The sequence below is a fragment of the Streptomyces sp. MRC013 genome, from assembly GCF_023614235.1.
Taxonomy (GTDB): Bacteria; Actinomycetota; Actinomycetes; order Streptomycetales; family Streptomycetaceae; genus Streptomyces.
This window is the reverse complement of record NZ_CP094264.1, coordinates 257,728-284,696: the sequence shown is the minus strand read 5'-3', so window position 1 is coordinate 284,696 and position 26,969 is coordinate 257,728. Positions and strand designations below refer to the sequence as shown.

Genomic DNA, 26,969 nt, shown 5'->3' with positions numbered 1-26,969 from the left:
GCCTGCACGACCCCGCCCTTACCGGGTGGCGCGGAAACCAACAGGCCACCAGGTCCATCAGAGGTCATGCACGGGACGCCCCCCAGACCGGGTCCCACGACCGCGGGCCCGCGGAGCGCCCACGGCGTTGCGCCTCTCCGGCGTCCCGCCCCTCTCCGGGACGCCGCGAGCGCGCCCCCTGCCAAGGGCGCGGGTCCCGCCTCTTCCGCGGGTGACGTGGCCCGCGGCCTCCTCCGGCAGGCCGCTGGGCGCCCCTTCCGGGGCGCCCGGGCCGCGGCCCCGGGAGGAACGACCCGGCGCCCCCGGTTTGACAGCCGATCGCCGGGTCACCCGTGAGGGGTCCCGTCGACGCAGACCGTCACCCCGCGCCCCGAGGGTGACCCGACCGCGCAGGAGCCGGCATGGCCGTACGGCACCACCTCATACAGAGCCCGCCGTCAGCGGTGTGGGAAGTCCTCAGCGACCCCGACAGGTACGCCGAATGGGTCGTCGGGACCGAGGACACCCGCCCCCTGGACGGTACGTGGCCCGAGGTCGGCGCCGCCCTCCAGTACACCGTCGCGGTCGGCCCGGTCCGGCTCAGGGGCTCCACCGTCGTCCGCCGCCTGGAACCGCCGAACCGGCTCGAACTGGAGGCCAAGAGCGGCCCCGCCGGGACCGCCCGCATCGCCATCGAGGTCATCCCCTGGGGCGCGGCCACCCTCGTCGTCGTCGACGAGCACCCCCTGCGGGGTCCGGGCGCGCGGCTCCACAACACGCTCTTCGACGCCGCCCTCCAACTCCGCCACCGCCGCATGCTGCGCCGTCTCGCGGAGGTCGTCGAGGGCGTGCGCACCACCTCCGCCCCCTGATCCGCCGACGCCGAACGCGGGAGGAATCCGCCATGCTCGACGCCGTCGTCGTGGGGGCCGGGCCCAACGGACTGGTCGCCGCCAACCTGCTCGCCGACCGCGGCTGGACGGTGGAGGTCCTGGAGGCGCAGGACGAGCCGGGCGGTGCCGTGCGCAGCGACCGCGGCGTCGACCCCGGCCACGTCAGCGACCTGTTCAGCTCCTTCTACCCGCTCACCGCGGCCTCCCCGGTCGTCCGCGCCCTGCACCTCCACGAGTGGGGCCTGCGCTGGAGCCACGCCCCGGCCGTCGTCGCCCACCCGCTGCTCGACGGCCGCTGCGCCGTCCTCGAGCGCGACCCGGAGCGCACCGCCGCCGGACTGGAGTCCTTCGCACCCGGCGACGGCGCCGCCTGGCAGCGCCTGTACGACCTCTGGGAGCGGGTCGGCCCCGACGCGCTGCGCGCCCTGTTCACCCCGTTCCCGCCGGTGCGGCCGGGGCTGCGGCTCGCCGGCCGGCTGGGCGTCGCCGACGGGCTGCGCCTCGTCCGCATGGGCCTGCTGCCCGCACGGCGGCTGGGGGAGGAGACCTTCTCCGGGGAGGGCGGGCGGCTGCTGCTCGCCGGGAACGCCCTGCACGCCGACCTCTCGCCCGAGACGGCCCTCGGCGGCGGCTTCGGCTGGCTGATGTGCATGCTCGCCCAGGACTTCGGCTTCCCCGTCCCCGCCGGCGGCGCGGGAGCCCTCACCGACGCACTGGTCCGCCGCCTCGCCGACCGGGGCGGCACCGTCCGCTGCGGACGGCGCGTCACCGAGGTGACGGTGCGCGACGGTCGGGCGTGCGGCGTCCGCACCGCCGACGGGGAGACCGTTGCGGCGGGCCGGGCCGTCCTCGCCGACGTGTCGGCGCCCGCCCTGTACGGCGGGCTCGTCTCCTGGGACCACCTGCCCGCCCGGCTCCGCGACGACATGCGCCGCTTCCAGTGGGACTTCGCGACGGTGAAGGTCGACTGGGCCCTGGAACGACCCGTCCCCTGGGCCGCGGAGGGGCCGTCCCGCGCCGGGACCGTCCACCTCGCCGAGGGCGTCGACGAACTCACCCGCTTCTCCGCCCAGATCGCCATGCGCCTCGTCCCGGACCGGCCGTTCCTGGTGATGGGCCAGATGACCACTGCCGACCCGTCCCGGTCACCCGCCGGCACCGAGTCGGCGTGGGCCTACACCCACGTGCCGCGCACGATCGCGGGCGACGCGGGCCCGGACGGCATCACCGGCGCGTGGACGCACGACGACCGGCAGCGGATGGCGGACCGCGTGGAGGCGGTCGTCGAGCGGCACGCGCCCGGCTTCCGCGCGGCGGTACGGGCCCGCCGCGTGCTGGTCCCGCCCGTGCTGGAGGCCATGGACGCCAACCTCGACGGCGGGGCCGTCAACGGCGGCACCTCCGCGCTCCACCAGCAACTGGTGTTCCGGCCGGCTCCGGGCACCGGCCGCCCGGAGACACCGGTGCGGGGCCTGTACCTGGCGTCCGCCTCCGCCCACCCGGGCGGCGGCGTGCACGGCGCGCCCGGCGCCAACGCGGCGCGGGCGGCGCTGCGTACCGGCGGGGCGTCGACGTCGGCGCTGCTCACGGCGGGGCAGCGGCTCCTGGCCCGCCGCCGCTGACGGTCCCCGCCGGGTTCCGGAAGAACCGGCCGCGCCGCTCCCGCCTCGAACACGCCGACCGGTCCCCGGTTCCCGAACGCCCCGGCCCGCCCGGTGCCCTGAACGCGTTGCCCTGCCCCCGGACGCCCCCCCTGCCTCCGCCCCGGCCGACCGGCCCGCGGCGGTGTCCGGCCGCTCGGGCCGCCGCGGCCGGACACCGCCGTCAGCGGCGTCCGGCCCGCCGCAGCGCCCCGGCGGCCGCCACCGCGACCACCGCCGCCGTGCCGGCGCGCCGCCCCGCGGTGCGGGCCGCGCCGTGCCAGCCGCCGTCCACGCCGCCCGGCCCCGGCGGCGGGGCGAAGAGGGTCCCCCCCGTCGCGCGGGGCCCTGTGTCCCCGTACGAACAGGGTGCGGTCGACCTTCACCGCCAGCAGCCTCTCCAGCGTGCCCGGGAAGGCCGCCGCGAGCAGCCGCAGCGACCGCGTCGACACGCCCACGAAGACCTCCCGCCGCGGCCTGCGCACGGCCCCCACGATCGCCCGGGCCACGCGGCGCGGCGTGTAGACCGGCGGCATGGCCCGCACCCGGCGGCCGGTGCGGTTGGCCAGGTGGTGGAAGAACGGCGTGTCGACGGTCCCCGGGAGCACCGTGCACACGCGGAGGCCCCGCTCGCCCGCCAGCCGCAGCTCCTGCCGCAGCGAGGCGTCGAACGCCAGCAGCGCGTGCTTCGACATCGTGTAGGCGCTGTTGTACGGCGACGGGACCAGGCCCAGCACCGACGCCACGTCGATCAGCACGCCCCCGCCCTGCCGCCGCATCACCGGCAGCGCCGCCCGCGCCCCGTTGACGCACCCCAGGACGTTCACGTCGAGCACGCGGCGCACCTCGGCGGCCGGTACGTCCTCCACGGTGCCGAGCACGGCGACCGCCGCCGCGTTCACCCACGCGTCGATCCGCCCGTACTCCCGCACCGCGCGCCGGGCGAGCTCCGAGACGGCCGCCTCGTCCGCCACGTCGGTGGGCTGGACGACCGCCCGGGCGCCCCGGTGGGCCCGGCACTCGCGGGCGACCTCCTCCAGCGCCTCCGTCCCGCGCGCGGCGAGCACCAGCGAGGCACCGCGCCGCGCGAACTCCAGCGCGGTCGCCCTCCCGATCCCGCTGGACGCCCCGGTGACGACCACGGCCAGGCCCTTGATGCGCACGGTTACCTCCGGCACGCTCCTCGACGGTGACACGGACGCGGACGGAGTACCCGTGCGGACCCGCTCCACTCCTTCCGCCGCCGGGCCGCGGGCGGGCCCGCCCGCGGCCCGGCGGCGCTCCCGTGGCGGCCGCCGCGGGAACCGTGCTGGTATGGCGGGGTGCGGCCCCGCCGGACGGCGGGCGGAGGGCCGGGGAGGAGGCGCGCGGATGCGGGAGCGGGAGGCGGCACCGGACGTGGCGGTCCTCGTGGGACTGCAGGCGTCCGGCAAGTCCACGTTCTACCGCCGGTGCCTCGCAGGCCGGTACGACCTGGTGAGCAAGGACCTCTTCCCGCGCGGCGCCCGGAACAGGCAGCGGCGGCAGACGGCCCTGGCCGAGGAGACCCTGGCGGCCGGCCGGTGGCCGTCGACAACACCAATCCGTCCCCCGAGGAGTGGGGCCCCTGGTGGCGCTGGCCCGCTCCCACGGCGCGACCGCCACGGCCTACTGGTTCCCGCCGGACGTGGCGGGTTCGCTGCGCCGCAACGCCGCGCGGCGGGGACGGGAGCGGGTGCCGGAGGCGGGCCTGTACGCCACGTTCGGCCGGCTGCGCAGACCGTCGCGCTCCGACGGGTTCGACGCCGTGCTGGAGGTCCGGTTCGACGGCCGCGGAGGGTTCGCCGTGCGCCCGGTGTCCGGCGAGGGGGGCCCGCCCGCCGGGGGGCATCGTGCCGGGCCGTCCGGGTACCCGCCGACCCACGCGCAGGATCCGACGAAGAAGGAGGGATCGAGGTGACCGTGCCCGAGGAGAACCGGCCGAAGACCACCACCACGGACGAGGTCGTCGAGTCCACCGGGACCGAGGACCGGCCGGAGGAGCAGCCCGGCGCCACCGGCCGCTCCCTGCGGGAGGCGATGGAGGAGGCGGGCGTCAAGCGCGAGGACTACGAGGAGTAGCCGCCGCCCGGGCGGCCGGGCCGGAGCGCGGCGGATCCGGGGCCCGGTGCGCCGGGGCACGGTCCCGCGCGGGCACCGGGCCCGTCCCGACCCGGCCACCCGCTCGGGGTGCGCCGGGGGCGGAACGGGCCCGGTGGGCAAGGGACTAGAAGGTGAGGTTCCAGGCGTCGATCCTGCCGGTGTCCCGCGTCGCGACGTCCCGGACGCGGAGCTTCCAGGTTCCGGCCGCGATCTCCGAGGCGGCGTTGACCGTGTACGTCTTGACCACGTCGTCGCCGCTGTCGCCGTTGGCGAAGTCCTCCAGCAGGTAGACCGTGCCGTCGGGGGCGACCAGCGACACGACGAGGTCACCGCGGTAGGTGTGCTCGATGTCCACGCCCACCTTCAGGGCGGCCGGCGCGTAGCCGCTCACACCGGTGACGGGGAGGGGGCTCTCCACCGTCGTGTTGTCCGGGACGTTCACGTCGGTGAGGTTCTCGAAGTACTTGCCCGGCGCCGTCCCGCCGACCGCCTTCAGCGCGTCGGCCTGGCCCTCGCCGAAGAAGCCGTTGTTCGCGGTCGTGCCCGTGCAGCGGCCGTCCGCCGGGCAGGCCGTGTCCGCCGCCTGCGAGGCCAGCCGGGCCCGCAGGTCCGCCGGGGTGAGGGAGGGGTTGACGCTCGCCATCAGCGCCGCGACCCCCGCCACGTGCGGGGACGCCATCGAGGTGCCGTTCATGTTGCCGTACTTGCCGCCCGGCAGGGTCGAGTAGACGCCGTACGAGCCGTCGCCGCCCGGCGCGGCGATGTCGACGACGCCCCGGCCGAAGTTGGAGTACGACGCCTTCACGCTGCCGCGGCCCGTGGACGAGACGGTCACGACGCCCGGCAGCTCGGTCGGGATATCCAGGCAGGCGTTGGTGATCCGGCGGGTCACCGGGGTCGAGTCGTCGGGGCTCGACGTGTCGGTGGTCTTGTTCGCCAGGTCGTAGTCGGAGTTGCCCGCCGCGGCGACCTGCAGGGAGCCCTTCCCCTCGGCGTACGCCTGGGCCCGCCGGACGCCCTCGATGATGGCGGCCTGGTCGGGGTCGTCCGGGCAGTTGAACATCCACGGGTCGGTGTAGTAGCTGTTGTTGGTCACCTTGAAGCCGTGGTCGCCGGCCCACATGAACCCGCAGATGGTGTTCTCCGCGTAGAACAGCCCGGTGCCCGGCTCGGCGATGCGGACCGAGGAGATCTTCACGCCGGGGGCGACGCCGACGACGCCCTTGCCGTTCTTCGCCGCGGCGATCGTCCCCGCGACGTGCGTGCCGTGGGTGTCCACGTCGCGCCAGGCGCCGAAGCGGGTGTCCGGCCTGCCGTAGGCGCAGGAGACCGAGTCGGCGGCGTTGAAGTTGGGCGCGATGTCCTGGTGGAGGTCGTCGACGCCGGTGTCCAGGACGCCGACCTTGACGGCGGCGGAGCCGGTGGTCACCGCCCACGCCTGGTCCGCCTTGATCTGGGTCATGTCCCAGCGGTTGGTCTCGGTGAGCGTCGTCGGGGTCTGCGCGGGGGCGGCCGGCAGGGCCGGGGCGTACGCGTCGGCCGGCACGTCGGAGGTGCGGGTCGCGCCGACCTGCTGCACGCCGGTGACACCGCGCATCGCGGTGGCGAAGGTGCCGGACGAGGAGTGGGCCACGACGACGCCGATCGCGTCGTAGTGGGCGAAGACCGTGCCGCCCTTGCCGGTGACGGCGGCGCGTACGGCCGAGGTGTCTCCCGGAGAGGTGATCACCAGGTACGCGCGGGTTCCCGCGGCCCGGGCGCCGGACGGGGCCGCCGCGGCGGCCGGCACCGCCGCCGGCGCCGCGGCCGGGGTCTGCGGGACCGCCGCGGCGGGGACCGCGGGGACCGCGAGGGCGACGGCCGCGCCGAGCGCGGCGACGGCGGCCGAGCGCCTGAGCCCGGCGGATATGTGGGGAAGCATGTGTCCTCCGAAGGCCCGGCGACGCGGGTGGCGTCGGCCGGGCCGGGTGAAGAAGTGGTAGACGCGAAAGATCTCATCCGGCGGCGCGTCAAGGGAAGTACCGTTTCGCCGGAAGTCGTCGGCCGTCTCGTCACCCGGCCGTCACCCGACGGCCGGAAAGTCCCTTGCCACCGGCCCGGGGGAGGTCAGCGGGACGCTTCGGCGAGCTGCCGGGCCAGCGCGGCCCGCAGCCAGTCGTCCACGGCGCCGACCGTCGGCTCGGTCGAGGCGGCGGCCTCGGCGGTGAGCCGCCAGAAGCGGTCGACGCGGGGATGGGCGAGGTCGTCGAGGAAACGGCTCAGCCGCCGCCGGAACTCCGGGGTGTCGCGGGTGCCGCGCATCCCGGCGTGGGCGGCCGCGAAGCAGTCGAGCGCCTCCCCGGCGAAGGGCTCGCGCCCGGCCCGCACGTCGGGCGCCGCCAGTGCGAACGCCTCGGTGAGCCCGTCGTACAGCACCGCCGGACGGCACTCCCCGTCCGGGGCGCTCGCCACCGGACGGCACACCCCGATCGCACCGGCCGTCTCCGCCGCCAGGGCGTTGAGCCGGGCGAAGGCCAGGACCTGGGCGGGGGTCGGGTCGTCGGGCGGCGGCGGCACCACCGCTTCGGTGATGGACGAGACCAGCCGGGCCGGCAGCCGCGGCGGCAGCAACCGCCGCAGGAAGCGGGCCACCACGGTGGTGTCGGGCGGTGCGTCCATCGCCCCGATCAGGCGCAGCCGTTCGGCGCGCTCCTGCGCCGGGCAGTCCCGCAGCAGCCGCAGGGACGCCTCGCGCCAGCGCAGTTCGGCCATCCGGGAGCCCAGTTCGCGCAGCCGGCCCGCGATGGCGTCCTCCAGGGCGTCCTCCCGGTCCAGGACCCGGCCGACCTCCGCGACGGGGAGGCCGAGACCGCGCAGCGACCGGATCGTCCGCAGCCGGTCGAGCGCCTCCGGGCCGTACCGGCGGTGGCCGCCGGCGCTGCGGGAGACCTCCGGCAGCAGCCCCAGGTCCGAGTAGAACCGCACCGTCTTCACGGTGGTGCCCGCACGCCCGGCGAGCTCCCCGATGCTCCAGACGCCTTCCGTGGACACCGCTTCCACCTCCCCGGGGGCCCACGGTACCGGGGCGCCCGTGCGCCCCGGTACCGCGGGGGAGTGGAGATGAATCGTTACTTCACGTTGACCGCGGTCCACGCCCTGGCAACGGCCTGGTACTCGGCGCCGGTCGAGCCGTACAGGTCGGACGCCGCCCGGAGCGTCGCCGTGCGGGCGCCCGCGTAGGTGGTGGTGGACGTCATGTACACCGACAGCGCCCGGTACCAGATCCGGTACGCCTTGGCGCGGCCGATGCCGGTGACGGAGACGCCGCCGTAGGTCGGCGAGCTGTAGCTGACGCCGTTGATGGTCTTCGCGCCGCTGCCCTCCGACAGCAGGTAGAAGAAGTGGTTCCCCACGCCGGAGGAGTTGTGGACGTCGAGGCCGCCCACGGAGGAGGACCAGTAGTCGGCCGACCTGCCGTCCTTGCTGGGCTTGTCCATGTAGCGCAGCGGGGTGCCGTTGCCGCGGATGTCGACCTTCTCGCCGATCAGGTAGTCGCCGGGGTCCTTGGCGTTGTTGGCGTAGAACTCGACGGAGGTGCCGAGGATGTCGGACGTCGCCTCGTTGAGGCCGCCGGACTCGCCGCTGTAGCGCAGGCCCGCGGTGCGGGAGGTGAGGCCGTGGGTCATCTCGTGGCCGGCCACGTCGATGGAGGTCAGCGGCTTGGCGTTGTTCGCGCCGTCGCCGTAGGTCATGCAGAAGCACGAGTCGGACCAGAAGGCGTTGGCGTAGGCGTTGCCGTAGTGGACGCGGGAGTACGCGGCCCTGCCGTCACCGGCGATGCCGTTGCGGCCCAGTTCGTTCCTGTAGAAGTCCCAGGTGAGCGCGGCGCCGTAGTGGGCGTCGACGGCGGCGGTCTGGCGGTTGGTCGGCAGGCCGGTGCCCCAGACGTCGTCGGCGTCGGTGAACAGCGTGCCGGTGCCGGACGTGCCGCCGTTCAGGTCGTACGTCCGGTGGCTGCCGCGGGCGCCGTCGGTGAGGGTGAAGCCGGAGGCGGTGGGCGTGGTGCCGAGCGGGACGGTGCCGCTGTACTGGCTGGTGCCGCTGCCCGTCTCGATCGCCTGGTACGAGTACAGCTCCTTGCCGGACGCGGCGTCCGTGATGACGTGCAGCTCGCTCGGGGTGCCGTCGTGCTGCAGGCCGTGGACGACCGTCTCGTACGCCAGGGTCGGCTTGCCGCTCGCCGCCCACACCACCTTGCGGGGCGCGGCGGCGGACGGCGTGCCGGTCGTCTCCTCCTCGGCGGCGGCCGCGGCCAGGGCGGTCTTGCGCGCGGCGGCCGGGGCGACGGCGGCGTCGGTGCCCGCGACGGCGATCCCGGCCTGGACCGCCTTGGTGGCGCCCTTGCTCCGGCCGTCCTCGGCGGTGTGGACCACGAGGTCGCCGCCGAGGACCGGGAGGCCCTCGTAGGTGCGCTCGTAGCGCGTGTGCACGGTGCCGTCGGCGTCCTTCACCACGTCGCGGACGAGCAGCTTCTCGCGGGCCGTGTCGAGCCCGAGCCGCTCGGCGGTGGCGGCGGCACCCGCCTGCGCCGAACGGATGGCGGCCACCCGGTCGCCCGCGGAGAACGGGACGGCCGCCGGGGCCGTCGCGCGGTCCGCGGGGGCGGACCCGGCGTCGGTGGCCGCGGCGGTGCCGGACTGCACGCCCACGACGACCATGGCGGCGGTGGCGGCGAGGGCGGCGGCACGCAGGGAGGTGCGCCGCGACGTGGGGGAGTGGGGGGACACGTGGTCTCCTTCTCTCGTTCCGTGGGGAGTGGGATCGGGGATGCGGACGAGAGTGACAGGAGATGACTTTGGTTTGACAGATATCGGTCAACTTCTTGACCAGTTCTTGTCCTGAAGGCGCGGTCCAACGTCCGCTATGTGAACGCCGGTTGGTGATTGACGGGAAATTTCCTTGCATATCCGGCTTTCGTCCCTCCCCGGATCGCCGTGCACCCGTGCCGGCGCGCGCCCGGCCCGCGGGAGTGCGGTGTGCCGGCGCCCGGCCCGCCGGCACACGGTGTGCCGCCTCCCGCCGGGGCCGGACCCGGAGCCGCCGCCGAACCGGCAGGGCGGGGACCGCCGCCCGGCCCCGCCGGGCGCCCCGGATCCCCGGGTGGGCCGGGCCCCCGGGGGAGCCGGGCGCGCCCCGACCCCCGGTCCCCGCCGGGCGCGCCGCCCGACCGGCGGGGACCGGACCGGCGAGGACCGGGGCCGGTGGGAGCCCGACCGGCGGGGGTCCGGGCCGCGGAACACCCGATCGCGTTGACAGCGCCGATCGCCGTGCGGGTTAATCGGCGCGAGCGGCTTCACGGCGCGGCCCGGCCCTCCCGCCCGGCCTTCCGGCCGAGGGCCCGGATCCGGCCTCCGGCGGGGAGCGGGCGGACGCGGTGGCGCGGACCGAGACTTCCTCCGGAGAGGGACCGATGCCCCGTCAGGACACCTTCACGGTCCCGGAGTTTTACCTCCCCTTCGAGGACGGCGGGGCGCCGGGCGGCGACCGCGCCAACGCCGCGGCGACCGCCTGGGCGGTCGACCGCGGCCTGATCGAGGCGGAGGCGGCCGAACAGTTCGCGGGCATCGGCTTCGGCCACCTCGCCGCACGCGTGGGCCGCGGCGCGCCCCCCGGGCGACTGCTCCTGCTGGCCCGGTGGATGGCCTGGTCGTTCGTCCTCGACGACCAGCACGACCTGCTCATCAGGGCCGACCGCCTCGACGACTGGCGGCCCCTCTCCGACGCCATCGCGCACCACGCCCGCGGCAGGCCGGCCGACGCGCCGGCCGCCGCCCGCGGCAACCCGCTGGTGTCCTCCTTCGCCGAACTGTACGACCGCGTCGTGGCGGGGATGACCCCTCTGCTCCGGGACCGCCACCGCCACCACGTCCCGCGCATGCTGCGCTCCCTGGACGAGGAGGCCGCCAACCGCCGTCCCGGGCACCGCCCCACCGTCGAGGAGTACGTCCTGACCCGCCGGCACAGCTCGCAGCTCCTGCCCATGATGAACATGGTGGAGGCCGCCCGGGGCGTCGAGGTGCCCGGGGAAGTCCACACGAGCCCCGCCCTGGAGGAGCTCGCCCGGAGCGCCATCGACGTCATCTCCTGGGGCAACGACGTCTTCTCCCTCCCCAAGGAGCACTCCTGCGGCGACACCAACAACCTCGCCGTCCTCCTCGTCCGGTGGCACGGCCTCACCCTGCCCGAGGCCGTGCGGGCCGTCGAGGAGCGCATCCGCGCCCGCGTCGGGGACTTCCTCGCCGCCGTCCGCGACCTGCCCCGCGCCCTCGACGCCCTCGGCGTCACCGGTTCCGCCGCCCGCACCGCGGTGGAACACCGCGTCCGCGGTTACGAGGACTGGATGATCGGCGCCGACCTCTGGCAGCGCCACGACTGCACGCGGTACCGGGACGAGCGGTTCGCCGCGGGCCTCGAAGCCGCGTACACGCGCCCGGACCTGGTCCCGGCGGGGTGAGGGGCGGCCCGCCCGCACCCCCTGCACGCCGACCACGCCGCCCCGCACGTCCGGGCGGCGCGGCGCGGCGCCGCCCGGGTGGGCGGTGCCCCGGAGCCGGAGCCGGAGCCTCACGGGGCGCCGGGTCCGGCACACCGTCAGGCGGGCCCCTCGGCGCCCCGTACGAAGGGCGCAGCCCCCGTACGAAGGGCACCGCCCCCGCACGGAGAGCGGTGCTCCCGCGGGAGCGGCGGCCCGCGACCCCTCCCGTCCCCTTCCCCCTACACTCGGCCGCACGTGCTGGAGGGGGCGGGACATGGCGACGGCCGGGGAACGACGGGGACGCGGGGCGGTCCCGCTGCTGGAACGGGAACCCGAACTCCTCACCGTCGAGCGCGCGCTCGACGAGCTGTGCGGCGAGCCCCCCGGCGGGGGACGCGCGTCCCGGCAGGGCGGGGTGATCGGGTTCGCCGGAGCGGCGGGACTGGGGAAGACCACGCTCCTCGCCCTCCTCCGCCGGTCCGCCGCCGCCCGCGGCTGCACCGTGCTGTCCGCACGCGGCGGCGAGCAGGAACGCCGGGTCCCGTTCCACGTGATGCGCCGGCTCGTCCAGCCGGTCTTCGCCGCCATGCCGGAGGACGAGCGCCGGAGGGTGCTCGGCGACTGGTACGACATCGTCGCCCCGGCCACGGGGCTGTCCGCGCCCAAACCCGGCGCCAACCCCGACCCGCAGGGCGTCCGCGACGGCCTGGACTGGGTCGTCGCCAACCTCTCCGTCCGCGGCGGCCCCGTCGTCCTCGTCATCGACGACGTCCACTGGGCCGACCCCGAGTCCCTCGCCTGGCTCACCGCCTTCGCCGCCCGCGCCGGGGACCTCGGCATGCTGATCGCGGTGGCCTGCCGCCCCGACGAGCTCCCGTCCGAAGCCCTGCCCCTGTACCACCTGGTCGCACGCGACCGTTCCCGCGCCCACGAACTGCTCCCGCTCACCGCCGCCGCCGTGGGCCGCATCGTCCGCGCGGCCCTCGGGGAGGACGCCGACGAACCGTTCTGCCGCGAGTGCTGGGCCGTCACCGGCGGCAACCCCTTCGAAGTCGTCGAGCTCACCGCGAAGGGCGGCGACCGCGGCCTCGTCCCGCGCGAGGAGAGCATCCCGCAGCTCCGCGACCTCGCCTCCGCCGTCAAGGGCGGCGGACTCGTGGAACGCCTCGAACAGCTCGGCCCCTCCGCCGTCCGCCTCGCCTGGGCCGCCGCGGTCGTCGGCGACGGCGGCCCCGCCGGCATCGTCGGGACCGTCGCCGCGCTCGGCGGCGCCCAGTTCGGCGACGCGGCCGGGCGGCTGGAGGCGGCCCGCATCCTGACCGCCCGGCCCGGTCCGGAGCGCGAGCCGGTCGTCGAGTTCTGCCACCCGCTCATCGCCACCGCCGTGTACCGGTCGATCCCGCACGGCGTACGCGTCGGCATGCACGGCGTGGCCGCCCAGGCCCTCGTCGACGAGGGGCACGGCGCCGCGGCCGCCGCCCGCCACATGCTGGAGATGCATCCGGAGGGCGACCCCTGGGTCGTCCGGCAGCTCCGCCGCGCCGCCCGCGACAGCTTCTCCGCGGGCGCGCCCGAGGCCGCCCGCCGCTACCTCGCCCGCGCCCTGCGCGAACCCCCGGACGCCGGGGAGCGCGCGCGGGTCCTGTTCGAACTCGGCTCCGCCAACCTGCCGCACGAACCCGCCACCACCGTCAACCAGCTGCGCGCCGCACTGGAGGAGCCCGGGATCGAGCAGGACCTCCGGGAGGCCGTCACGTACCGGCTCGCCCAGGCCCTCGCCCACACCGGCCGCATGGAACAGGCCACCGGCCTCCTCGACGAGGAGGCCCGCCGCACCACCAGCGCCCGCACGCGCCTGCGGATGCGGGCCGAGCAGTTCAAGTGGAACGCGGTCGACGCCGCCGAACACGACTCGCGGGCCCGCTCCCGGCTGCTGTCCCGGTTCGCCGACCGCCTCACCGGACGCGGCCTCGCGGAACGGCACATCCTCGGCCTGCGCGCCTGGGACGCCGCCCTGCGCGGCGAGCCCGCCGCCCGGTCCCTGCACCACGCCGAGCAGGCCCTGTGCGGCGGGATGAGCTGGACCGACCAGGACTTCGGCTTCGAGGTGCCGGCCGTCGTCGCCCTCACGCTGATGTACTGCGACCAGCCCGGCCGCGCCGAGGAGCTGTTCCACGACGGCATCGCCGAGTTCGAGGCGAAGGGCTGGCGCGGTGCCCACCTCTCCTTCGCGTACACGCTCCTGGGCTACATCCGCTTCCGGCGCGGACGGCTCGCGGAGGCCGAGGACTTCGTGCGCGGCGGGCTGCGGATCGCCGACCGGGCCGGCCGCGGCGTCCCCGCCCAGCTGTACGCGGTGGGCACGCTGGTCGAGACGCTCCTGGCCCGGGGCCGCGTCGAGGAGGCCCGGCGGATCGCCGACGACTACCGGTTCGGCGAGGAACCCCCCGGGACCGTCGTCTCCCCCGACCCGCAGGCCGTCCGGGGCAGGCTCCTGCTGGCGCTCGGCCGGACCGACGAGGCGGTCCGGCAGCTGGCGGCGGCCGGCGAACGGCTCGAGCAGCGCGGTACGCCCAACCCGGCCTGGAGCCCCTGGCAGCTGGACCTCGCCCTCGCCCTGGCCGGCCGCCGGCCCGGGGAGGCGCGGCGCCACGCCGACGAAGCCGTCGCCCGGGCCCGCGCGTTCGGCACCGCCGGTGCGGTCGGCCAGGCCCTGCGGGTCGCCGCGGCGGTCCGCGGACCGGCCCGCGGGCTCCCCCTGCTCGCCGAGGCGGTCGACCGCCTGGAGCAGTCGCCCGCCGGGTACGAACTGGCGCACGCGCTGGTCGACCACGGCACCGCGCTGCGCTCCGCCGGCGCCCTCGGCGCGGCCGCGCGGCAGCTCCACCGCGGCATGGAGGCCGCGGTCGCCTGCGGCGCCGACGCCCTCGCCGCCCGGGCCCGCGACCAGCTGGCCGCCGCCGGCCTGCGGCCCCGGCGCCCGCCGGCCGACGAGCGGAACACCCTCACCGCCCGCGAGGAGGCGGCCGCCCTGCTCGCCGCGGAGGGCCTCGACGACACGGCCGTCGCCGCCCGGCTCGGGAGCGACGGGCGGACCGTCTCGGAGCTGATGTCGGCGGTGTTCACCAAGCTCGGCACCGACCGGCTCGGCCTGCGCCGCGCCCTGGGCCTGTGACCCCGCCCGCCGGGCCGGGCCGGGCGGTCCCCGCGGGGGGCTACGCCGCCCAGTGCCCCGGGCGCCGCAGCGCGGCGGGGACCCGCGTCGCGCCGTCGCCCCGGGCGGCGGTGAGCTGGGGCTGCGTCAGGAACAGCGCCCCCGTCAGGTCCGCGCCCGACAGGTCGGCGCCCCGCAGGTCCGCGCCGGTCAGGTCGGCCTCGCGCAGGTCCGCGCCGGTCAGGTCGGCGGCGATCAGACGGGCACCGCGCAGGCTCGCGCCCCGCAGCCTCACGCCGCGCAGCCGCGCCCCCGTCAGATCGGCGCCCCGGTGGTCCTCGCGGCGCCCCGGCACGCCCGACCGGGCCAGCTCGCTGGCGCGCAGCAGCAGGGCGTTCACCTCCGCCCGCAGCGCCGGGACGTCCAGCGTCAGCAGGGTCCGCGCGTCGCGGCGGGTCAGGGCGTCGATCTCGTCGTGGCGGCGGCGCAGCTCCCGGTGGACGGGCCGGGCCGCCGCGAGGTCCAGGGCCTCCGCCGCGTACCGCAGGAGCTCGTGCAACTGCCGCACGACGGGGAACACCGCGAACATCGTGCCCGCCGACTCCGGGTCGGCCCGCCAGTCACGGCCGCCGAACGTCACCCGGGACACCTTCTGGCCCGCCCCGAAGCAGTCGAAGACCGTGCAGCCCGTGTAGCCGCTGTCGCGCAGCCGCGCGTGGACGCCGCAGCGGAAGTCGTCGCCGAGGTTCCCGCAGGGCGTGCCGGCGGGCTTGTCGGCGGCGAAGTCGGCGGACCGGGCGAAGGGCAGCGCCACACAGCAGAGCCCGAAGCAGTCGGCGCAGTCGGCCCGGAGATCGGCTCTGTCGGTGTGCGGGGTGCGGGGGGACACGGCGGGGGATCTCCTACGGGCTGTGCGGGGTTCACCGGTGGGGCGTACGGACGTGCCCATTGTCACCCTTCCGGGGGGCGGGTCCCGGCGGCGCCGTCCCACGCCTCCGGTCCGCCGCTCCGACCGGCGGTGCCCCGGCGGATGGGCCCTCGCGCCGGAGGGACGGCCCGCCCCCTGCCCGGCGGCATCCGTCCGCGGGGCCCGGGCGCCCGCCCCGCCGCCCCCGCCGGGCGGAGGGCGGCGGAGCCGGGACGGCCGTATCCTGCGCGCATGAGGGACCAGGAGAGCCCGCCGACGGACCGTCCGGCGGCCGCCCGGCTGCGGCCGATGCCCGAGGACTGGGGGAAGGCGCTCGCCGTCGTCGCGCACCCCGACGACCTGGAGTACGGCTGCTCCGCCGCCGTCGCGGGCTGGACCGACGCCGGGCGCGAGGTGGTGTACACGCTCGCCACGCGCGGCGAGGCGGGGATCGACGGCCTGGCACCCCCGGTCTGCGCGCCGTTGCGCGAGCGGGAGCAGCGGGCGAGCGCGGCGGCCGTCGGCGTCGGCGAGGTGGAGTTCCTCGGCCACCGGGACGGCGTCGTCGAGTACGGCGTCGGCCTGCGCCGCGACGTCACCGCCGCGATCCGCCGCCACCGCCCCGAGCTGCTGGTCACGCTCAACCACCACGACACCTGGGGCGGCGGCGCGTGGAACACCCCCGACCACGTCGCCGTGGGGCGCGCCGTGCTCGACGCGGCCGCCGACGCGGGCAACCGCTGGATCTTCCCCGAACAGGCCGAGCAGGGCCTCGAACCGTGGGACGGAGTCCGCTGGGTGGCCGTCGCGGGGTCACCCCGCCCCACCCACGCCGTCGACGCGCGGCCCGGCCTGGAACGCGCCGTACGCTCCCTGCTGGAGCACCGCACGTACATCGGGGCGCTGACGGACCGGGAGCCGGAGGCGTACTGCCGGGACCTCCTCACCGGCGGCGCCCGGTCGGCCGCCGGGCTGTTCGGCGGCGTGCCCGCGGTCACCTTCGAACTGTTCCCGCGCTGACCCCCGCCCCTCCTCTCCTCCCGGAGGGACCCGGCCCGTACGGCGCGCCCCTCCCGCCCCTCCCGGCGGCGCGGCGGGGAACGTCCGGCGTGCGACCGCGCCGCCGGCACGGACCGGCCGGCCCGTGCCGCGACGGCACCCCGGCCGCCCCCGCGCCCTCTCGCCCTCGCCGCCTCCCACGCCGCGGTCCCCGCCCCGCGGTCCCCGCCCCGCGGGCCTCTCCACCCCCGCGAGCCCCCTCGCCCCCGCCCGTAAGAGGCCCTTGGCGACATGCCCCTGTACATACGGTTTAATTGCGAACCGCTCGCAACAACATCCGATCTTCGACAAGGGGCGTGGAGCATGACCGTCCGATCCGTCCGGCCGATACGCTGCGCGGTCGCCGCGGCCGCGGCCGCGGCCCTGGCCCTCACCGCGGCGGCCTGCTCGAAGCCGGGTGCCTCCGGCGGCCCCGCCGCTCAGGACGGCGTCGTCGTCGGCATCGCCCACGAACCCGACACGCTCAGCCCCCTCCTCGGCTACGGCAAGGACGGCAACTCCAAGGTGTTCGACGGCCTCCTCGCCCTCGACGCCGACATGCGGCTGAAACCCGCCCTCGCCGCCGCCCTGCCCGAGGTGAGCGCCGACGGCCTGACCTACACCTACCGGCTCCGCAAGGGCGTCACCTTCAGCGACGGCGAGCCGTTCGGCGCGGAGGACGTCGTCTTCACGTACCGCACCATCCTCGACGAGCGGACCAACAACCCGTCCAAGGCGGAGCTGGACGCGCTCCGGGACGTCAGGGCGGTCGGCGACGACACCGTCGTCTTCACCCTCAAGTACCCCTACGCGCCCTTCGCCCTGCGCACCGTCCACGCCATCGCCCCCCGGCACGCCGCCGCCCGCCAGGACGTCAACTCCGGGCCGTTCACCACCAGGCCCGTCGGCACCGGCCCGTACGTCCTCACCGGTTGGTCCAAGGGGGAGAAGCTCACCTTCAGGGCCAACCCCCGGTACTGGGGCGGTGAGCCGAAGGTGAAGAAGCTCACCATGGCGATCGTCAAGGACGACGACGTCCGCGCCACCCGGCTCCGCTCCGGCGACCTCGACGGCGCCGTCCTGCCCCCCGCCCTCGCCAAGGGCTTCGAGGGCGACCCCGGCCGGAAGACGTACGCCGCCACCAGCTACGACTACCGGACCGTGACCCTGCCCACCCGCAACGAGGTCACCGGCGACACCGCCGTCCGCCGCGCCCTGGACGTCGCCGTCGACCGCCGGGCCATGGTCGACGAGATCCTCGAGGGCGCCGGCAGGCCCGCCCACGGCCCCGTCCCCACCGGCAGCGAGTGGTTCACCGGGGGAACCGAGCGGCGCCACGACCCGGCGGGGGCGAGGAGGATCCTCGACGCCGCCGGCTGGAAGCCCGGACCCGACGGCGTCCGCGTCAGGAACGGCGTCCGCGCCTCCTTCCCGCTCTGGTACGTCTCCGGCGACAAGCTCCGCCAGGACCACGCCCTCGCCTACGCTTCCGACGCCAAGAGGATCGGCATCGAGATCACCACCCAGGCCGGCACGTGGGAGGTCATCGAACCGCGCATGGAGCACGACGCCGTCCTCGCCGGCGGCGGCTCGCCCGGCGACCCCGACTTCGACCAGTACCTCCTGCTGAAGTCCACCCTCGCCGGCGACGGCTTCAACAACATGGCCCGGTACGACAACCCGGCCGTCGACGCGGCCCTGGAGAAGGGCCGCAGGACCGCCGACAAGGCCGCCCGGAAGGCCGCCTACGACGTAGTCCAGCGGGAGCTCGTGAAGAACCCCGGCTACACCTTCCTCACCCACATCGACCACCTGTACGTGCTCGCCGACCGGTGGGACGGCCCGTCCACCCAGGTCGAGCCGCACGACCACGGCCTCGCCGCCGGCCCCTGGTGGAACGTCGAGGACTGGACCCCCAAGGGCGCCGCGAGGTGACCCGGCGCCCGCCCTGGGGGCCCATGGCCCGGATGGCGGGGCGCCGGGCCCTGTCCGCCGTCCCCGTCCTCCTCCTCGTCACCTTCGGCGTGTTCGCCGTCGCGGCCGCGTCCCCGTTCGACCCCGTCAGGGCGTACGCCGGCACCGCCGGCCTCACCGCCTCCCAGGAGAACCTCGACCAGCTCCGCGCCAACCTCGGCGCCGACCGGCCGCTGGTCTCCCGCTGGTGGGACTGGCTCACCTCCGCCCTCACCGGCGACCTCGGCGACTCCAGCACCATGCGGCAGCCCGTCGCCGACGTCATCGCCGAGCGCGTCGGCTGGTCGGCGCTGCTCGCCGCCACCGCGTTCGCCGTCGCCGTCCTCCTCGGCACCGTCCTCGGCGTCCTGGCGGCCCGGCGCCCCGGCGGCGCGCTCGACCGGACCGCCACGGGCCTCGCCTACACCCTCGAAGCGGCCCCGGCGTTCTGGCTCGGACTGCTCGCCGTCTGGCTGTTCGCGCTGGAGCTCGGCGTCCTGCCGGCCGGCGGCCTCACCGACACGGCCAGCGACACCGTCACCTTCGGACAGGTCGCCCCCCACCTGGTCCTGCCGGCCCTCGTCCTCGGCGCCTCCCAGCTGCCCTGGTTCCTGCTGTACGTCAGGCAGGGCGTCGCCGACGCGCTCGACGAGGACCCGGTGCGCGGCGCCCGCGCCCGCGGCCTGCGCGAACGCACGGTCCTGCTCGGGCACGCGCTGCGGTCCGGCATGCTGCCGGTGCTCACCCTCGTCGGCACCCGCGTGCCCGAACTCATCACCGGCGCGCTGCTCGTCGAGACCGTCTTCAGCTGGCCCGGCATCGCCGCGGCGACCGTCCAGGCCGCCACGTCCGTGGACTTCCCGCTGCTGGCCGCCCTCACCGTCCTCGCCACCGTCGCCGTCCTCCTCGGCAACCTCCTCTCCGACCTGCTGTACGGACTGGCCGACCCGAGGGTGGGCTTCGATGGCTGAACCCGTCCGCAAGGCCGCCGGACCCGTGGGCGAGGCCGCCGCGCCGCGCGCCTGGAGGTCCCACGGCCGTACGCGCCGTTCCACCCGGACCGTCCGCGTCGCCCTCTCCGCCGCGGTCACCGGCGCCGTCCTCCTCGCCGTGCTCCTCGTACCGCCGCTGGTCCAGCTCGACCAGCAGGCCGTCGACCTGTCGCTAAGGCTCAGGCCGCCCTCGGCCGCCCACCCCTTCGGCACCGACGACATGGGCCGCGACCTGCTGCTGCGCTGCGTCTACGGACTGCGGGTCTCGCTCCTCGTCGGGCTGGTCGCCGCGCTCGCGGCCACCGTCGTCGGCACGGCCGTCGGCACCCTGGCGGCGGCCTTCGGCGGCCGGACCGACCGGCTCGTCATGCGGGTCGTCGACACCTTCGCCTCCGTGCCGCACCTGCTGCTCGGCGTCTTCGTCGTGGCGATGTTCCGGCCGGGGGTGTGGCCCGTCATCGTCTCGGTCGCGGTGACCCACTGGCTGTCCACCGCCCGGATCGTCCGCTCCGAGGTGCTGTCGCTGCGGTCCCGCCCGTACGTCGACGCCGCCGTCTCCGGCGGCGCGTCCCGCCTGCGCGTCACCGTGCGCCACCTGCTGCCCGCCGTCCTGCCGCAGGCGGGCCTCGCGGCGGTGCTGATGGTGCCGCACGCCATGTGGCACGAGTCCGCGCTCTCCTTCCTCGGCCTCGGCCTCCCCGCCCACCAGGCGAGCCTCGGCAACCTGGTGCAGACGGCGCGCGGTTCGCTGCTCGCCGGCGACTGGTGGCCGACCCTGTTCCCCGGGCTGCTCCTCGTCGTCCCGACCCTCGCCGTCGCCGGCCTGGCCGGAGCCTGGCGGGAACGGCTCGACCCCCGCCGCCGATCGGAGCTGATGTTGTGACCCCGGTGCTGTCCGTCAGGGACCTGTCCGTGCGCTTCCGGATGCGCGGCGGCCGCCGCGTCGCCGCGGTCGACGGCGTGGACTTCGACCTCGCCGCGGGGGAGTGCCTCGCCCTCGTCGGCGAGAGCGGGTGCGGCAAGTCCGTCCTCGCCTCCGCGCTGCTCGGCCTCCTCCCCGGCAACGCCCAGACCGCCGGAACCGCCGTCCTCACCGGCCCGGACGACGCCCCCGGCACGGGCGTCGACCTGCTCGCCGCCGACGAGCGCACCCTCGCCCGCACCGTCCGGGGGCGGCGCGTCGGCCTCGTACCGCAGTCCCCCGCCGCCCACCTGACGCCCGTGCGGACCGTGCGCGCCCACCTGGAGGAGACGCTGCGCGAGCTGGCCGGCACCCCGAGGGGGGAGCTGCGCGCCGCGGTCGTCGCGGCGGCCCGGCGGGCCTCCTTCCCCGCCGAGCTCCTCGACCACCACCCGCACGAGCTGTCCGGCGGCCAGGCGCAGCGGGCCGCCACCGCGCTCGCCCTCGTCGGGGACGCGCCGCTGCTGCTCGCGGACGAACCGACGACCGGCCTCGACCGCGACCTCGTCGAACGGACCGTCGACGAGCTGCGGCGCCACGCCGACGAGGGCCGGGCACTGCTGATGATCACCCACGACCTGGCGGCGGCCGAGCGGATCGCGGACCGGGTCGCCGTCATGTACGCGGGCCGGATCGTCGAGACGGCCCCCGCCGACCGCTTCTTCGGCGCGGCCGGCCCCCGCCACCCGTACGCGCGGGGCCTCCTGGCCGCCCTGCCGGAACGGGACTTCACGCCCGTCCCCGGCATGCCCCCGGAGCTGGACGCCCTGCCGGAGGGCTGCGCCTTCGCCGCCCGCTGCGACCGCCGCACGGACGCCTGCCGGGTGCTGCCGCGCCTCACCGGCGGTGTCGCCTGCCACCACGCCGCGCCGGACGGCGGCCCGTCCGGCGGCGCCGCCTCCGCCGCCGCCGGGGAGGCCACCCGTGCTTGAGCTCGCCTCCCTCACCGCCGGGTACGACCGCCGCGCCCCCGTCTTCCGGGACGTCTCGCTGACCGTCGCCCCCGGCGAGGCGGTCGGCCTGCTCGGCCCGAGCGGCTGCGGCAAGTCCACGCTCGCCCGCGTCGCCGCCCTGCTGCACCGGCCCGACGCGGGCCGCGTCGTCCTCGACGGCCGGGTGGTGCCCGGCTGGCGCCACCGCGCACCGCGCGAGTTGCGCACCGCGGTCGGCGTCGTCTTCCAGCAGCCCCGCTCCGCCGCCGACCCCCGGCTGCGCCTGCGCGACCTGATCGCCGAACCCCTGCGCGCCACCGGGCGCCGCGCCGAGGCCGCGGGGAGCACCGCCGAACTCGCCCACCGCGTCGGCCTCACCGGCGACCTGCTGTCCCGCCGACCCCACGAGGTCAGCGACGGCCAGCTCCAGCGCGCCTGCCTCGCCCGCGCCCTGGCGCTGCGCCCGCGCTGGCTGGTGTGCGACGAGATGACCGCCATGCTCGACGCGTCCACCACGGCCGCGCTGGTCGCCGTCGTCGAGGAGTACCGCCGCGAACACGGCGCCGGGCTCCTCGCGGTGGGCCACGACCGGGTCCTGCTGGACCGCTGGTGCGACCGGACCGTGCACTGGGCGTCGCTGGCCCCGGCCACCGCGCTCCCGGGCGCGGACGCCGCGACGGGCGCGTGACGGATGTCTGATTCGTACCCGTTCGGCCCACGTGCCGTACGGCCGTCCGGCGCCGCCGCTGGGCCAGACTGGCCGCCGAACGCCGTACGTCCCGTACGGCACCGGGCCGAGGAGGACGACACATGGCCGTCACCATCTCCGTCGTGTTGCTTCTGTTGATCCTGGCGGTCGTCTTCCTGCGCAGCGGCGGCCTCAAGCTCTCCCACGCGATCGTCTGCGGCCTGCTGGGCTTCTTCCTCGCCGGCACGAGCCTCGCCCCGACCATCTACAACGGGGTCTCCGCCACCGCCGAGGTGGTCGGCAACGTCAGGCCTTAGCACACCGGCGGCCCGTCCGCGAGCGGGGCCGCGCCTCAGGGGTGGACGAACACGCCGATCCCGTTGGGCACGGGCCGCTCGGCGCCGCCGCTGGGGCGGTTCAGCACCCGCACCGCGGCGGCGCCGTCCGCGCGGGCCACCAGCGTCGACGACCCTCCGCCGTCCAGGTTGACCCCGTCCGACGCGCCCAGCTCCCGCAGCAGCGCCGCCAGTTCGACGACGGTCAGCCCCGCCCGGAACCCCGGGCCGCCGTCCAGCGCCAGGAGCAGCAGCCGCCGCCCGTCGTCCGCGACCCCCGCCGCCGAGCGCACCGCGGCGGTCGCCGCGTCCATCCCCGCCAGCGGACGCCCGTCGCGCAGGACCGGGTACCCGCCCACCGCGACCCGGAAGGACACCCCCGGCTCCGCGCCGACCGGCACCAGCCGGTGGTGCACCGCCACCAGGTCGCCCACCACCAGCCCCCGCAGCCACCGCGCGCCCGCCTCGCGGCCCACCAGGACCTGCGTGCCCGCCGCGATCGCCCCCGCCCCGGGCGCCTCCGCCACCGCGACGACCCGGCCGCCGCGCACCCTCACCTCGTACGTCTCCCGACTGCACGGCGCCCCCCGGTCGGTGTCCGTACCGCACGTGGCCCGCAGCCGCGACACGGTCCCCCAGTCGCGGGTGAACGCGCCCACGGAGCCGACGGGCAGGGCGTACTGGTTAAGCCCGCCCAGCGGAAGCCGCCCGTCGGCCGTCCGCACCTCCCCGTCGAGCGCCAGCTCGCCGAGGCGCGCCCGCCCCTCGCCGTCGACGCCCAGCACCATGCGGGTGTTCGTGCCGGGCGGCAGCGCCGGGCCGAACCGCTGGCCGCGCGGAACCGCCGCCTTCAGCGCCCGCCCGTCCGCCACCGCCGGGCCGACCGGGGCACCCGTCGCGGGCACGCCCGGGTGCTGGGCCTCCGACAGGTTGAAGAAGTCGCCGTTGACCCCCGCGACCGCCCCCGCGCCGTCCGCGAGCGCCGACAGCGGAGCCCGTGCCGCGACCGCCCCCGGGTACAGCAGCCCCACCGACACCCGCTGGTCGCGCAGGTCCGCCGAGAGCAGGTGCACCCGGGCGGTGCCGCGCGGCGAGGGCACGTCCACCACCCGGTACCCGACCCCCGGCGCGACCGCCCGCGCCTCCGGTGCGGCGGCCGCGCCCGCCGCCCGCCCGGTCGCCCCGGCGGCGGGCGGCGTCGCGAGCCCCGCCCCGGCCAGCGCACTCCCCAGCAGCACGGCGAGCACGCCGGCCCGCCGCCACAGACCTCTCACGACCACGAACCTCCACGCGTCGGGACCACCCGCACCGGACGCGGGAAAGCTGCCCCTCCGCCCGCCCCCGTGAACCGCCCTGCCGACGAGTCGTCAGAAAACGCCCCCCATCGGCCGATCCGCCGCACACCGCGGCCGCGGGACCGCCCCTTCCCCCGCCCCGCCCGCGCCCGCCCCGTCCGAGCCGCGGGCCGCCGCCGCGGACACGGCCGCCGACCGTCCCGGACGTCCTCGCCGCGCCCGTCCCGGCGCCTGGAGAACCTCCGGGTAACCGCTGGTGAACGCCGTGGAGCCGGGCTTCATCCGCATGTGCGCCGGGGTTCGCACCGGGTTCTGCCCCCGAAGCGGCGCCGGCTGCATACTGTTCCTCCTCGCTCCGGTGCCGAAGCGGTCCGTCCGCCCGCGTGCCTCCAGTGACGCGGACGGTCCCGGCAAGGCGAGCACCCCCGCCATCCGCGTGCCGCCCCGTCGGCGCGGGAGGCTCCCTGCTCCTGGAAGATGCTCCTGGAAGACCCGAGGACCGTGCCCGTACCCGTCGTCCTTGCCGGGCGCACCGTGCGCCTGGAGCCGCTGGCCGTGCGCCACGCGGAGGGCCTCGCCCTGGCCGGCGCGCAGGACCGCGCCGCGTACGCCTACACCCCGGTGCCCGACGGCCCGGAGGCGGCACACGACTACGTCGCCCGCGCGCTGACCGATCAGGCGGCCGGCCGGGCGCTGCCGTTCGCCCTGGTCACCGCCTTCGACGGGCGGGTGGTCGGCTCGACCAGGTTCCTGGAGCTGGACTACTGGCGGGGCCCCGTGGTGTGGCCCCCGGTCACCGGTGCCCCGTACGGCGACCCGCTCACCGCCGTGCCCGACGCCGCCGAGATCGGCAACACCCGGATCGCCGGCTGCGCGCGGGGCACGGGGGTGAACGCGGAGGCGAAGCTGCTCATGCTCCGGCACGCCTTCGAGACCTGGGGCGTCCGCAGGATCACGCTGCGCGCCGACGCGCGCAACGTCCGCTCCCGCGCGGCGATCGAACGCCTCGGCGCCGCCTGCGAGGGGGTGCGCCGCGCCCACGCGCGGGGCCTGGACGGGGCGGTCCGCGACACCGCCTTCTACTCGGTCCTCCGGGAGGAGTGGCCCGCGGTCCGCTCCCTCATCGAACTGCGCCTGCCCGCCGCCGCCCGCCCTCCGGCGACCCTCTCCCGGCCCCGCCGGGACCACGACGGCGCGGCGGGGCGGCTGCTCCTCACCTGACCCGCGGGCCCGCGTGTCACCGGGGGGAAGCCGGGTACACGCACGTTCCCGACCGTAGGAGAGGAGCCGTGTCGTGCTGATGGCCCACCCCGCCGTCCTGACGAAGCTGATCGAGGAGTACACCGCGCTCAGCAAGCTCGACGCCCACAACGGCGGACCGGAAGTGCGGCAGCGCCTGGAGGACGTCGCCTACACCCTGTGCGTCTCCACCGGCACGCGGGACGTCGACGCGGCGCTCATCGCGGCCCGCCACCGGCTGCCCGGCGCCCGGCCCGAGGACGACTCCCTGCTGGCCGGGGCGGCGATACCCGCGGGTCCGGCCTCAGACGCCATCGCCGGGCAGCGTGAGGTGCAGCAGGCAGACGTCGTCGCGTCGCGTGGGTGACAGCGCGTCCGCCAGCCGCGCGGTGAGGTGTTCCGCCCCGCCCGTGTCGCGCACCGCGCCGCCCGCCAGCCGGGCGAGCCGGTCGAGGCCCGCGGCGAGGTCCTCGCCCGGCCGCTCGACCAGCCCGTCGGTGTAGAGGAGCAGGTGGTCCCCCGGGAGCACGGTGAACCGCCGCTCCTCGTACGAGGGGTCCGGGCCGGCGCCCAGCACGATCCCGGCGGGCCGCGCCAGGTATCCCGCCCCGCCGCCGCGGACGAGGAGCGGCGGCAGGTGCCCGGCCTGGGCCCAGGTCATGGTGCGGTCCTGCGGCCGGTACCGCGCCAGGACCATCGTCGCCGTCGGGTGACGCCCCTCCGGTGCGTGCAGCAGCAGCGCGTTCAGCCGCGCCAGGGCGTCCGGCAGCGGCGAACCCGTGACGACCATGCCCTTGGCGGTGAACCGCAGCTGCGCCATCGTGGCGACCGCGTCGATGCCGTGCCCGGCCACGTCCCCGATCGCGAACAGCCCGCCGCCGTCGGGCAGCCCGACGGCGCTGTACCAGTCGCCCCCGACACTGAGCCCGGCCTGCGAGGGGAGGTAGGACGCCTCCGCCCGCAGCCCGGCCACGGTCAGGGGGCCGTCCTGCCGGGGCAGCAGGGCGTCCTGGAGGCGCGAGGCCAGCGCCCGTTCCGCCGCCAGCAGGCCCTGCTGGGCGAGGACCTCCCGCTCCGACTCCAGCAGGGCCTGCTCGGCCCGCCGCAGCGCGGTGAGGTCCTGGCACAGGGCGTGGACCTCCACGACGGCGCCCTCCGCACCGGTCGCGGGCTCCGCCACGAGCCGCAGGTACCGGATCCCGGACGGCGTCGCGATCCGGAACGTCCCGTCCAGGGGGCGCCCCTCCCGCAGCAGCCTCCGCGCGGCGTCCGCGAGGCGCGCGGCGTCCTCCGGCACGACGCGCGAGGAGAGCTCCTCCCAGGCGGGCGGCGCCTTCGCCGGGTCGCGACCGAAGATGCGGTACGCCTGCCCGGACCAGACCGCCTCGCCGGTGCGCACGTCCCACTCCATCCGGCCGAGACCGCCGAGGCGCTCCATCCGGCGACACGCCTCGGCACCCGCCCCGTCCTGCCGGGTCCAGGAGACCACGAGCCGTCCTCCCAGCCGCGCGGCACGCACCGCCCGGGACTCCTGCGGGGAGTCGCCGACGGCCCTCCCGCCCGGCGGGGGGCCGCTCTCGTACGGCACGCCCGCGGCCAGCGCGCCGGCGCAACCGCGCCACAGCTCCGTACCGGCGACCGCGGGGTACACCTCCAGGACGCGCCGGCCGACCAGCTGCCCGCCCCGCAGGCCGCCGGGGCCCGGGGTTCCGGGGGCGGCCGCGTCGATCCGGTAGTCCTCCACCCCGCCCGAGACCGGCGACCGCAGGGGGGTCAGCAGCAGGGCGGGGCCCGGGAGGGCGTCGAACACGGCCTGTACGGCGTCGGCCTCCGGTCCGGCCGCGCCGGTTCCCGCCGGGGCAGGGGGGAGGGGCGGAACGGGTGCGGCACGCCTCCGGGCGGCGACCAGGACCGCCCAGCACTCCTCCGCGAGGGTACGGCCCCGCTCCCCGGCGCGCCGGGCCAGCGCGGCGCCCGCGGCCGGCGCCGACAGGCCCTCCCGCGCCATGAGGACGCCCTTCGCCCGCTCCCCGAGGGCGGTCGCCGCCACCCTCCCCTCCAGTTCCTCGACCCGGGCGCGCAGCTTCGCGACGAGCCGGGCGAGCGCCACCACGTCCGAGGTGTCGCCGTCCGTCGGGACACGCGGTTCGTCCACCCTCCGAGCATGGCACAGCGCCCCCGCGGCCGCCCGGGGGCGGGGGAGGTGCCGGCCCGGGGGCCGGGCCCGTCCGGGGGACCTCGCGGGGTCGCGGTACCACGCCGTCCCGCAAGCCCGCGGATCGGGGCCAGCGCGGGCCCGTGCGCGTGCGGCACGGCGAGGAGGGCTCC

21 protein-coding genes and 1 pseudogene are annotated in these 26,969 nt (G+C 77.0%); 15 read left to right on the top strand and 7 right to left on the bottom strand.

Annotated elements, in window-relative coordinates; translation table 11 throughout:
- Positions 1–401: 401 nt before the first annotated feature.
- Both LUW75_RS01275 and LUW75_RS01270 read left to right on the top strand, forming a co-directional pair.
- The gene (locus tag LUW75_RS01275; protein WP_250333967.1) at positions 402–851 is read left to right on the top strand and encodes an SRPBCC family protein; all 450 of its coding nucleotides are present in this window, start codon (positions 402–404) and stop codon (positions 849–851) included.
- A gap of 32 nt (positions 852–883) precedes the next feature.
- On the top strand, positions 884–2,494 hold the full coding sequence (locus LUW75_RS01270) for a phytoene desaturase family protein (protein WP_250333966.1): 1,611 nt from the start codon (positions 884–886) through the stop codon (positions 2,492–2,494).
- Positions 2,495–2,946: 452 nt separating this feature from the next.
- Here LUW75_RS01270 and LUW75_RS24460 read toward each other — a convergent pair.
- Positions 2,947–3,654, bottom strand: a pseudogene (locus LUW75_RS24460) (SDR family NAD(P)-dependent oxidoreductase); the annotation flags it as partial.
- A gap of 467 nt (positions 3,655–4,121) precedes the next feature.
- Between LUW75_RS24460 and LUW75_RS01255 the strand changes: the two are divergent.
- Together LUW75_RS01255 and LUW75_RS01250 are read left to right on the top strand one after the other, a co-directional pair.
- A complete protein-coding gene (locus LUW75_RS01255; protein ID WP_250333963.1) occupies positions 4,122–4,451 on the top strand; it encodes a hypothetical protein in 330 nt (109 codons plus the stop codon).
- Positions 4,448–4,612 (top strand): hypothetical protein, encoded by a 165-nt coding sequence (locus tag LUW75_RS01250; protein ID WP_250333962.1) that lies wholly within the window; start codon positions 4,448–4,450, stop codon positions 4,610–4,612. The genes LUW75_RS01255 and LUW75_RS01250 overlap by 4 nt, the downstream gene beginning before the upstream one ends.
- Before the next feature lie 145 nt (positions 4,613–4,757).
- On the opposite strand, the gene LUW75_RS01245 is transcribed toward LUW75_RS01250, so the two are convergent.
- The 3 genes from LUW75_RS01245 to LUW75_RS01235 form a co-directional block, all read right to left on the bottom strand.
- Positions 4,758–6,554, bottom strand: a complete 1,797-nt coding sequence (locus tag LUW75_RS01245; RefSeq protein WP_250333961.1) for a S8 family peptidase — start codon at positions 6,552–6,554, stop codon at positions 4,758–4,760.
- Between the two features lie 185 nt (positions 6,555–6,739).
- Positions 6,740–7,663: a MerR family transcriptional regulator gene (locus LUW75_RS01240; protein ID WP_250333960.1), complete on the bottom strand. Its 924-nt coding sequence runs from the start codon at positions 7,661–7,663 to the stop codon at positions 6,740–6,742.
- Positions 7,664–7,740: 77 nt separating this feature from the next.
- Positions 7,741–9,399 carry a M4 family metallopeptidase gene (locus tag LUW75_RS01235; protein ID WP_250333959.1) on the bottom strand — a complete coding sequence of 553 codons (1,659 nt, stop codon included), beginning with the start codon at positions 9,397–9,399 and terminating at the stop codon, positions 7,741–7,743.
- Between the two features lie 683 nt (positions 9,400–10,082).
- On the opposite strand from LUW75_RS01235, the gene LUW75_RS01230 reads away from it, so the two are divergent.
- A complete protein-coding gene (locus LUW75_RS01230) occupies positions 10,083–11,126 on the top strand; it encodes a terpene synthase family protein (RefSeq protein WP_250333958.1) in 1,044 nt (347 codons plus the stop codon).
- Positions 11,127–11,421: 295 nt separating this feature from the next.
- Positions 11,422–14,322, top strand: coding sequence for an ATP-binding protein (locus tag LUW75_RS01225; protein ID WP_250333957.1), 2,901 nt, complete (start codon positions 11,422–11,424; stop codon positions 14,320–14,322).
- Between the two features lie 40 nt (positions 14,323–14,362).
- Here the strand turns inward: LUW75_RS01225 and LUW75_RS01220 are convergent, their stop codons facing one another.
- Entirely contained in the window at positions 14,363–15,190 is an 828-nt protein-coding gene (locus tag LUW75_RS01220; protein WP_250333956.1) for a pentapeptide repeat-containing protein, read from the bottom strand.
- Positions 15,191–15,460: 270 nt separating this feature from the next.
- Between LUW75_RS01220 and LUW75_RS01215 the strand changes: the two genes are divergently transcribed.
- The 7 genes from LUW75_RS01215 (at position 15,461) to LUW75_RS01185 (ending at position 22,089) form a co-directional block, all read left to right on the top strand.
- Positions 15,461–16,228, top strand: coding sequence for a PIG-L deacetylase family protein (locus tag LUW75_RS01215; protein ID WP_250333955.1), 768 nt, complete (start codon positions 15,461–15,463; stop codon positions 16,226–16,228).
- Between the two features lie 342 nt (positions 16,229–16,570).
- Positions 16,571–18,181 (top strand): ABC transporter substrate-binding protein, encoded by a 1,611-nt coding sequence (locus LUW75_RS01210; RefSeq protein WP_250333954.1) that lies wholly within the window; start codon positions 16,571–16,573, stop codon positions 18,179–18,181.
- Complete coding sequence (locus tag LUW75_RS01205; RefSeq protein WP_250333953.1) at positions 18,178–19,170, top strand: ABC transporter permease; 993 nt, start codon at positions 18,178–18,180, stop codon at positions 19,168–19,170. Before LUW75_RS01210 ends, LUW75_RS01205 begins: the two co-directional genes overlap by 4 nt.
- Complete coding sequence (locus LUW75_RS01200; protein ID WP_250333952.1) at positions 19,163–20,074, top strand: ABC transporter permease; 912 nt, start codon at positions 19,163–19,165, stop codon at positions 20,072–20,074. The genes LUW75_RS01205 and LUW75_RS01200 overlap by 8 nt, the downstream gene beginning before the upstream one ends.
- A gap of 41 nt (positions 20,075–20,115) precedes the next feature.
- Positions 20,116–21,084, top strand: a complete 969-nt coding sequence (locus LUW75_RS01195; RefSeq protein ID WP_250337507.1) for an ABC transporter ATP-binding protein — start codon at positions 20,116–20,118, stop codon at positions 21,082–21,084.
- Positions 21,077–21,772, top strand: a complete 696-nt coding sequence (locus LUW75_RS01190) for an ABC transporter ATP-binding protein (protein ID WP_250333951.1) — start codon at positions 21,077–21,079, stop codon at positions 21,770–21,772. The genes LUW75_RS01195 and LUW75_RS01190 overlap by 8 nt, the downstream gene beginning before the upstream one ends.
- A gap of 122 nt (positions 21,773–21,894) precedes the next feature.
- Positions 21,895–22,089, top strand: a complete 195-nt coding sequence (locus LUW75_RS01185) for a hypothetical protein (RefSeq protein WP_250333950.1) — start codon at positions 21,895–21,897, stop codon at positions 22,087–22,089.
- 35 nt (positions 22,090–22,124) lie between these two features.
- Here the strand turns inward: LUW75_RS01185 and LUW75_RS01180 are convergent, their stop codons facing one another.
- Positions 22,125–23,354 carry a phosphodiester glycosidase family protein gene (locus tag LUW75_RS01180; protein ID WP_462933778.1) on the bottom strand — a complete coding sequence of 410 codons (1,230 nt, stop codon included), beginning with the start codon at positions 23,352–23,354 and terminating at the stop codon, positions 22,125–22,127.
- Between the two features lie 525 nt (positions 23,355–23,879).
- On the opposite strand from LUW75_RS01180, the gene LUW75_RS01175 reads away from it, so the two are divergent.
- Complete coding sequence (locus LUW75_RS01175) at positions 23,880–24,623, top strand: GNAT family N-acetyltransferase (RefSeq protein ID WP_250333948.1); 744 nt, start codon at positions 23,880–23,882, stop codon at positions 24,621–24,623.
- A gap of 73 nt (positions 24,624–24,696) precedes the next feature.
- Complete coding sequence (locus LUW75_RS01170; protein ID WP_250333947.1) at positions 24,697–25,008, top strand: DUF5133 domain-containing protein; 312 nt, start codon at positions 24,697–24,699, stop codon at positions 25,006–25,008.
- Here LUW75_RS01170 and LUW75_RS01165 read toward each other — a convergent pair.
- The gene (locus LUW75_RS01165) at positions 24,946–26,796 is read right to left on the bottom strand and encodes a SpoIIE family protein phosphatase (protein ID WP_250333946.1); all 1,851 of its coding nucleotides are present in this window, start codon (positions 26,794–26,796) and stop codon (positions 24,946–24,948) included. The two genes, LUW75_RS01170 and LUW75_RS01165, sit on opposite strands and share 63 nt — an antisense overlap.
- Between the last annotated feature and the right edge of the window lie 173 nt (positions 26,797–26,969).

Coding starts and splice junctions, on each gene's coding strand:
- LUW75_RS01270 (WP_250333966.1), top strand. CDS start 884: ATGCTCGACGCCGTCGTCGTGGGGGCCGGGCCCAACGGACTGGTCGCC.
- LUW75_RS01185 (WP_250333950.1), top strand. CDS start 21,895: ATGGCCGTCACCATCTCCGTCGTGTTGCTTCTGTTGATCCTGGCGGTC.
- LUW75_RS01210 (WP_250333954.1), top strand. CDS start 16,571: ATGACCGTCCGATCCGTCCGGCCGATACGCTGCGCGGTCGCCGCGGCC.
- LUW75_RS01245 (WP_250333961.1), bottom strand. CDS start 6,554: ATGCTTCCCCACATATCCGCCGGGCTCAGGCGCTCGGCCGCCGTCGCC.
- LUW75_RS01175 (WP_250333948.1), top strand. CDS start 23,880: ATGCTCCTGGAAGACCCGAGGACCGTGCCCGTACCCGTCGTCCTTGCC.
- LUW75_RS01195 (WP_250337507.1), top strand. CDS start 20,116: ATGCGCGGCGGCCGCCGCGTCGCCGCGGTCGACGGCGTGGACTTCGAC.
- LUW75_RS01215 (WP_250333955.1), top strand. CDS start 15,461: ATGAGGGACCAGGAGAGCCCGCCGACGGACCGTCCGGCGGCCGCCCGG.
- LUW75_RS01200 (WP_250333952.1), top strand. CDS start 19,163: ATGGCTGAACCCGTCCGCAAGGCCGCCGGACCCGTGGGCGAGGCCGCC.
- LUW75_RS01230 (WP_250333958.1), top strand. CDS start 10,083: ATGCCCCGTCAGGACACCTTCACGGTCCCGGAGTTTTACCTCCCCTTC.
- LUW75_RS01275 (WP_250333967.1), top strand. CDS start 402: ATGGCCGTACGGCACCACCTCATACAGAGCCCGCCGTCAGCGGTGTGG.
- LUW75_RS01225 (WP_250333957.1), top strand. CDS start 11,422: ATGGCGACGGCCGGGGAACGACGGGGACGCGGGGCGGTCCCGCTGCTG.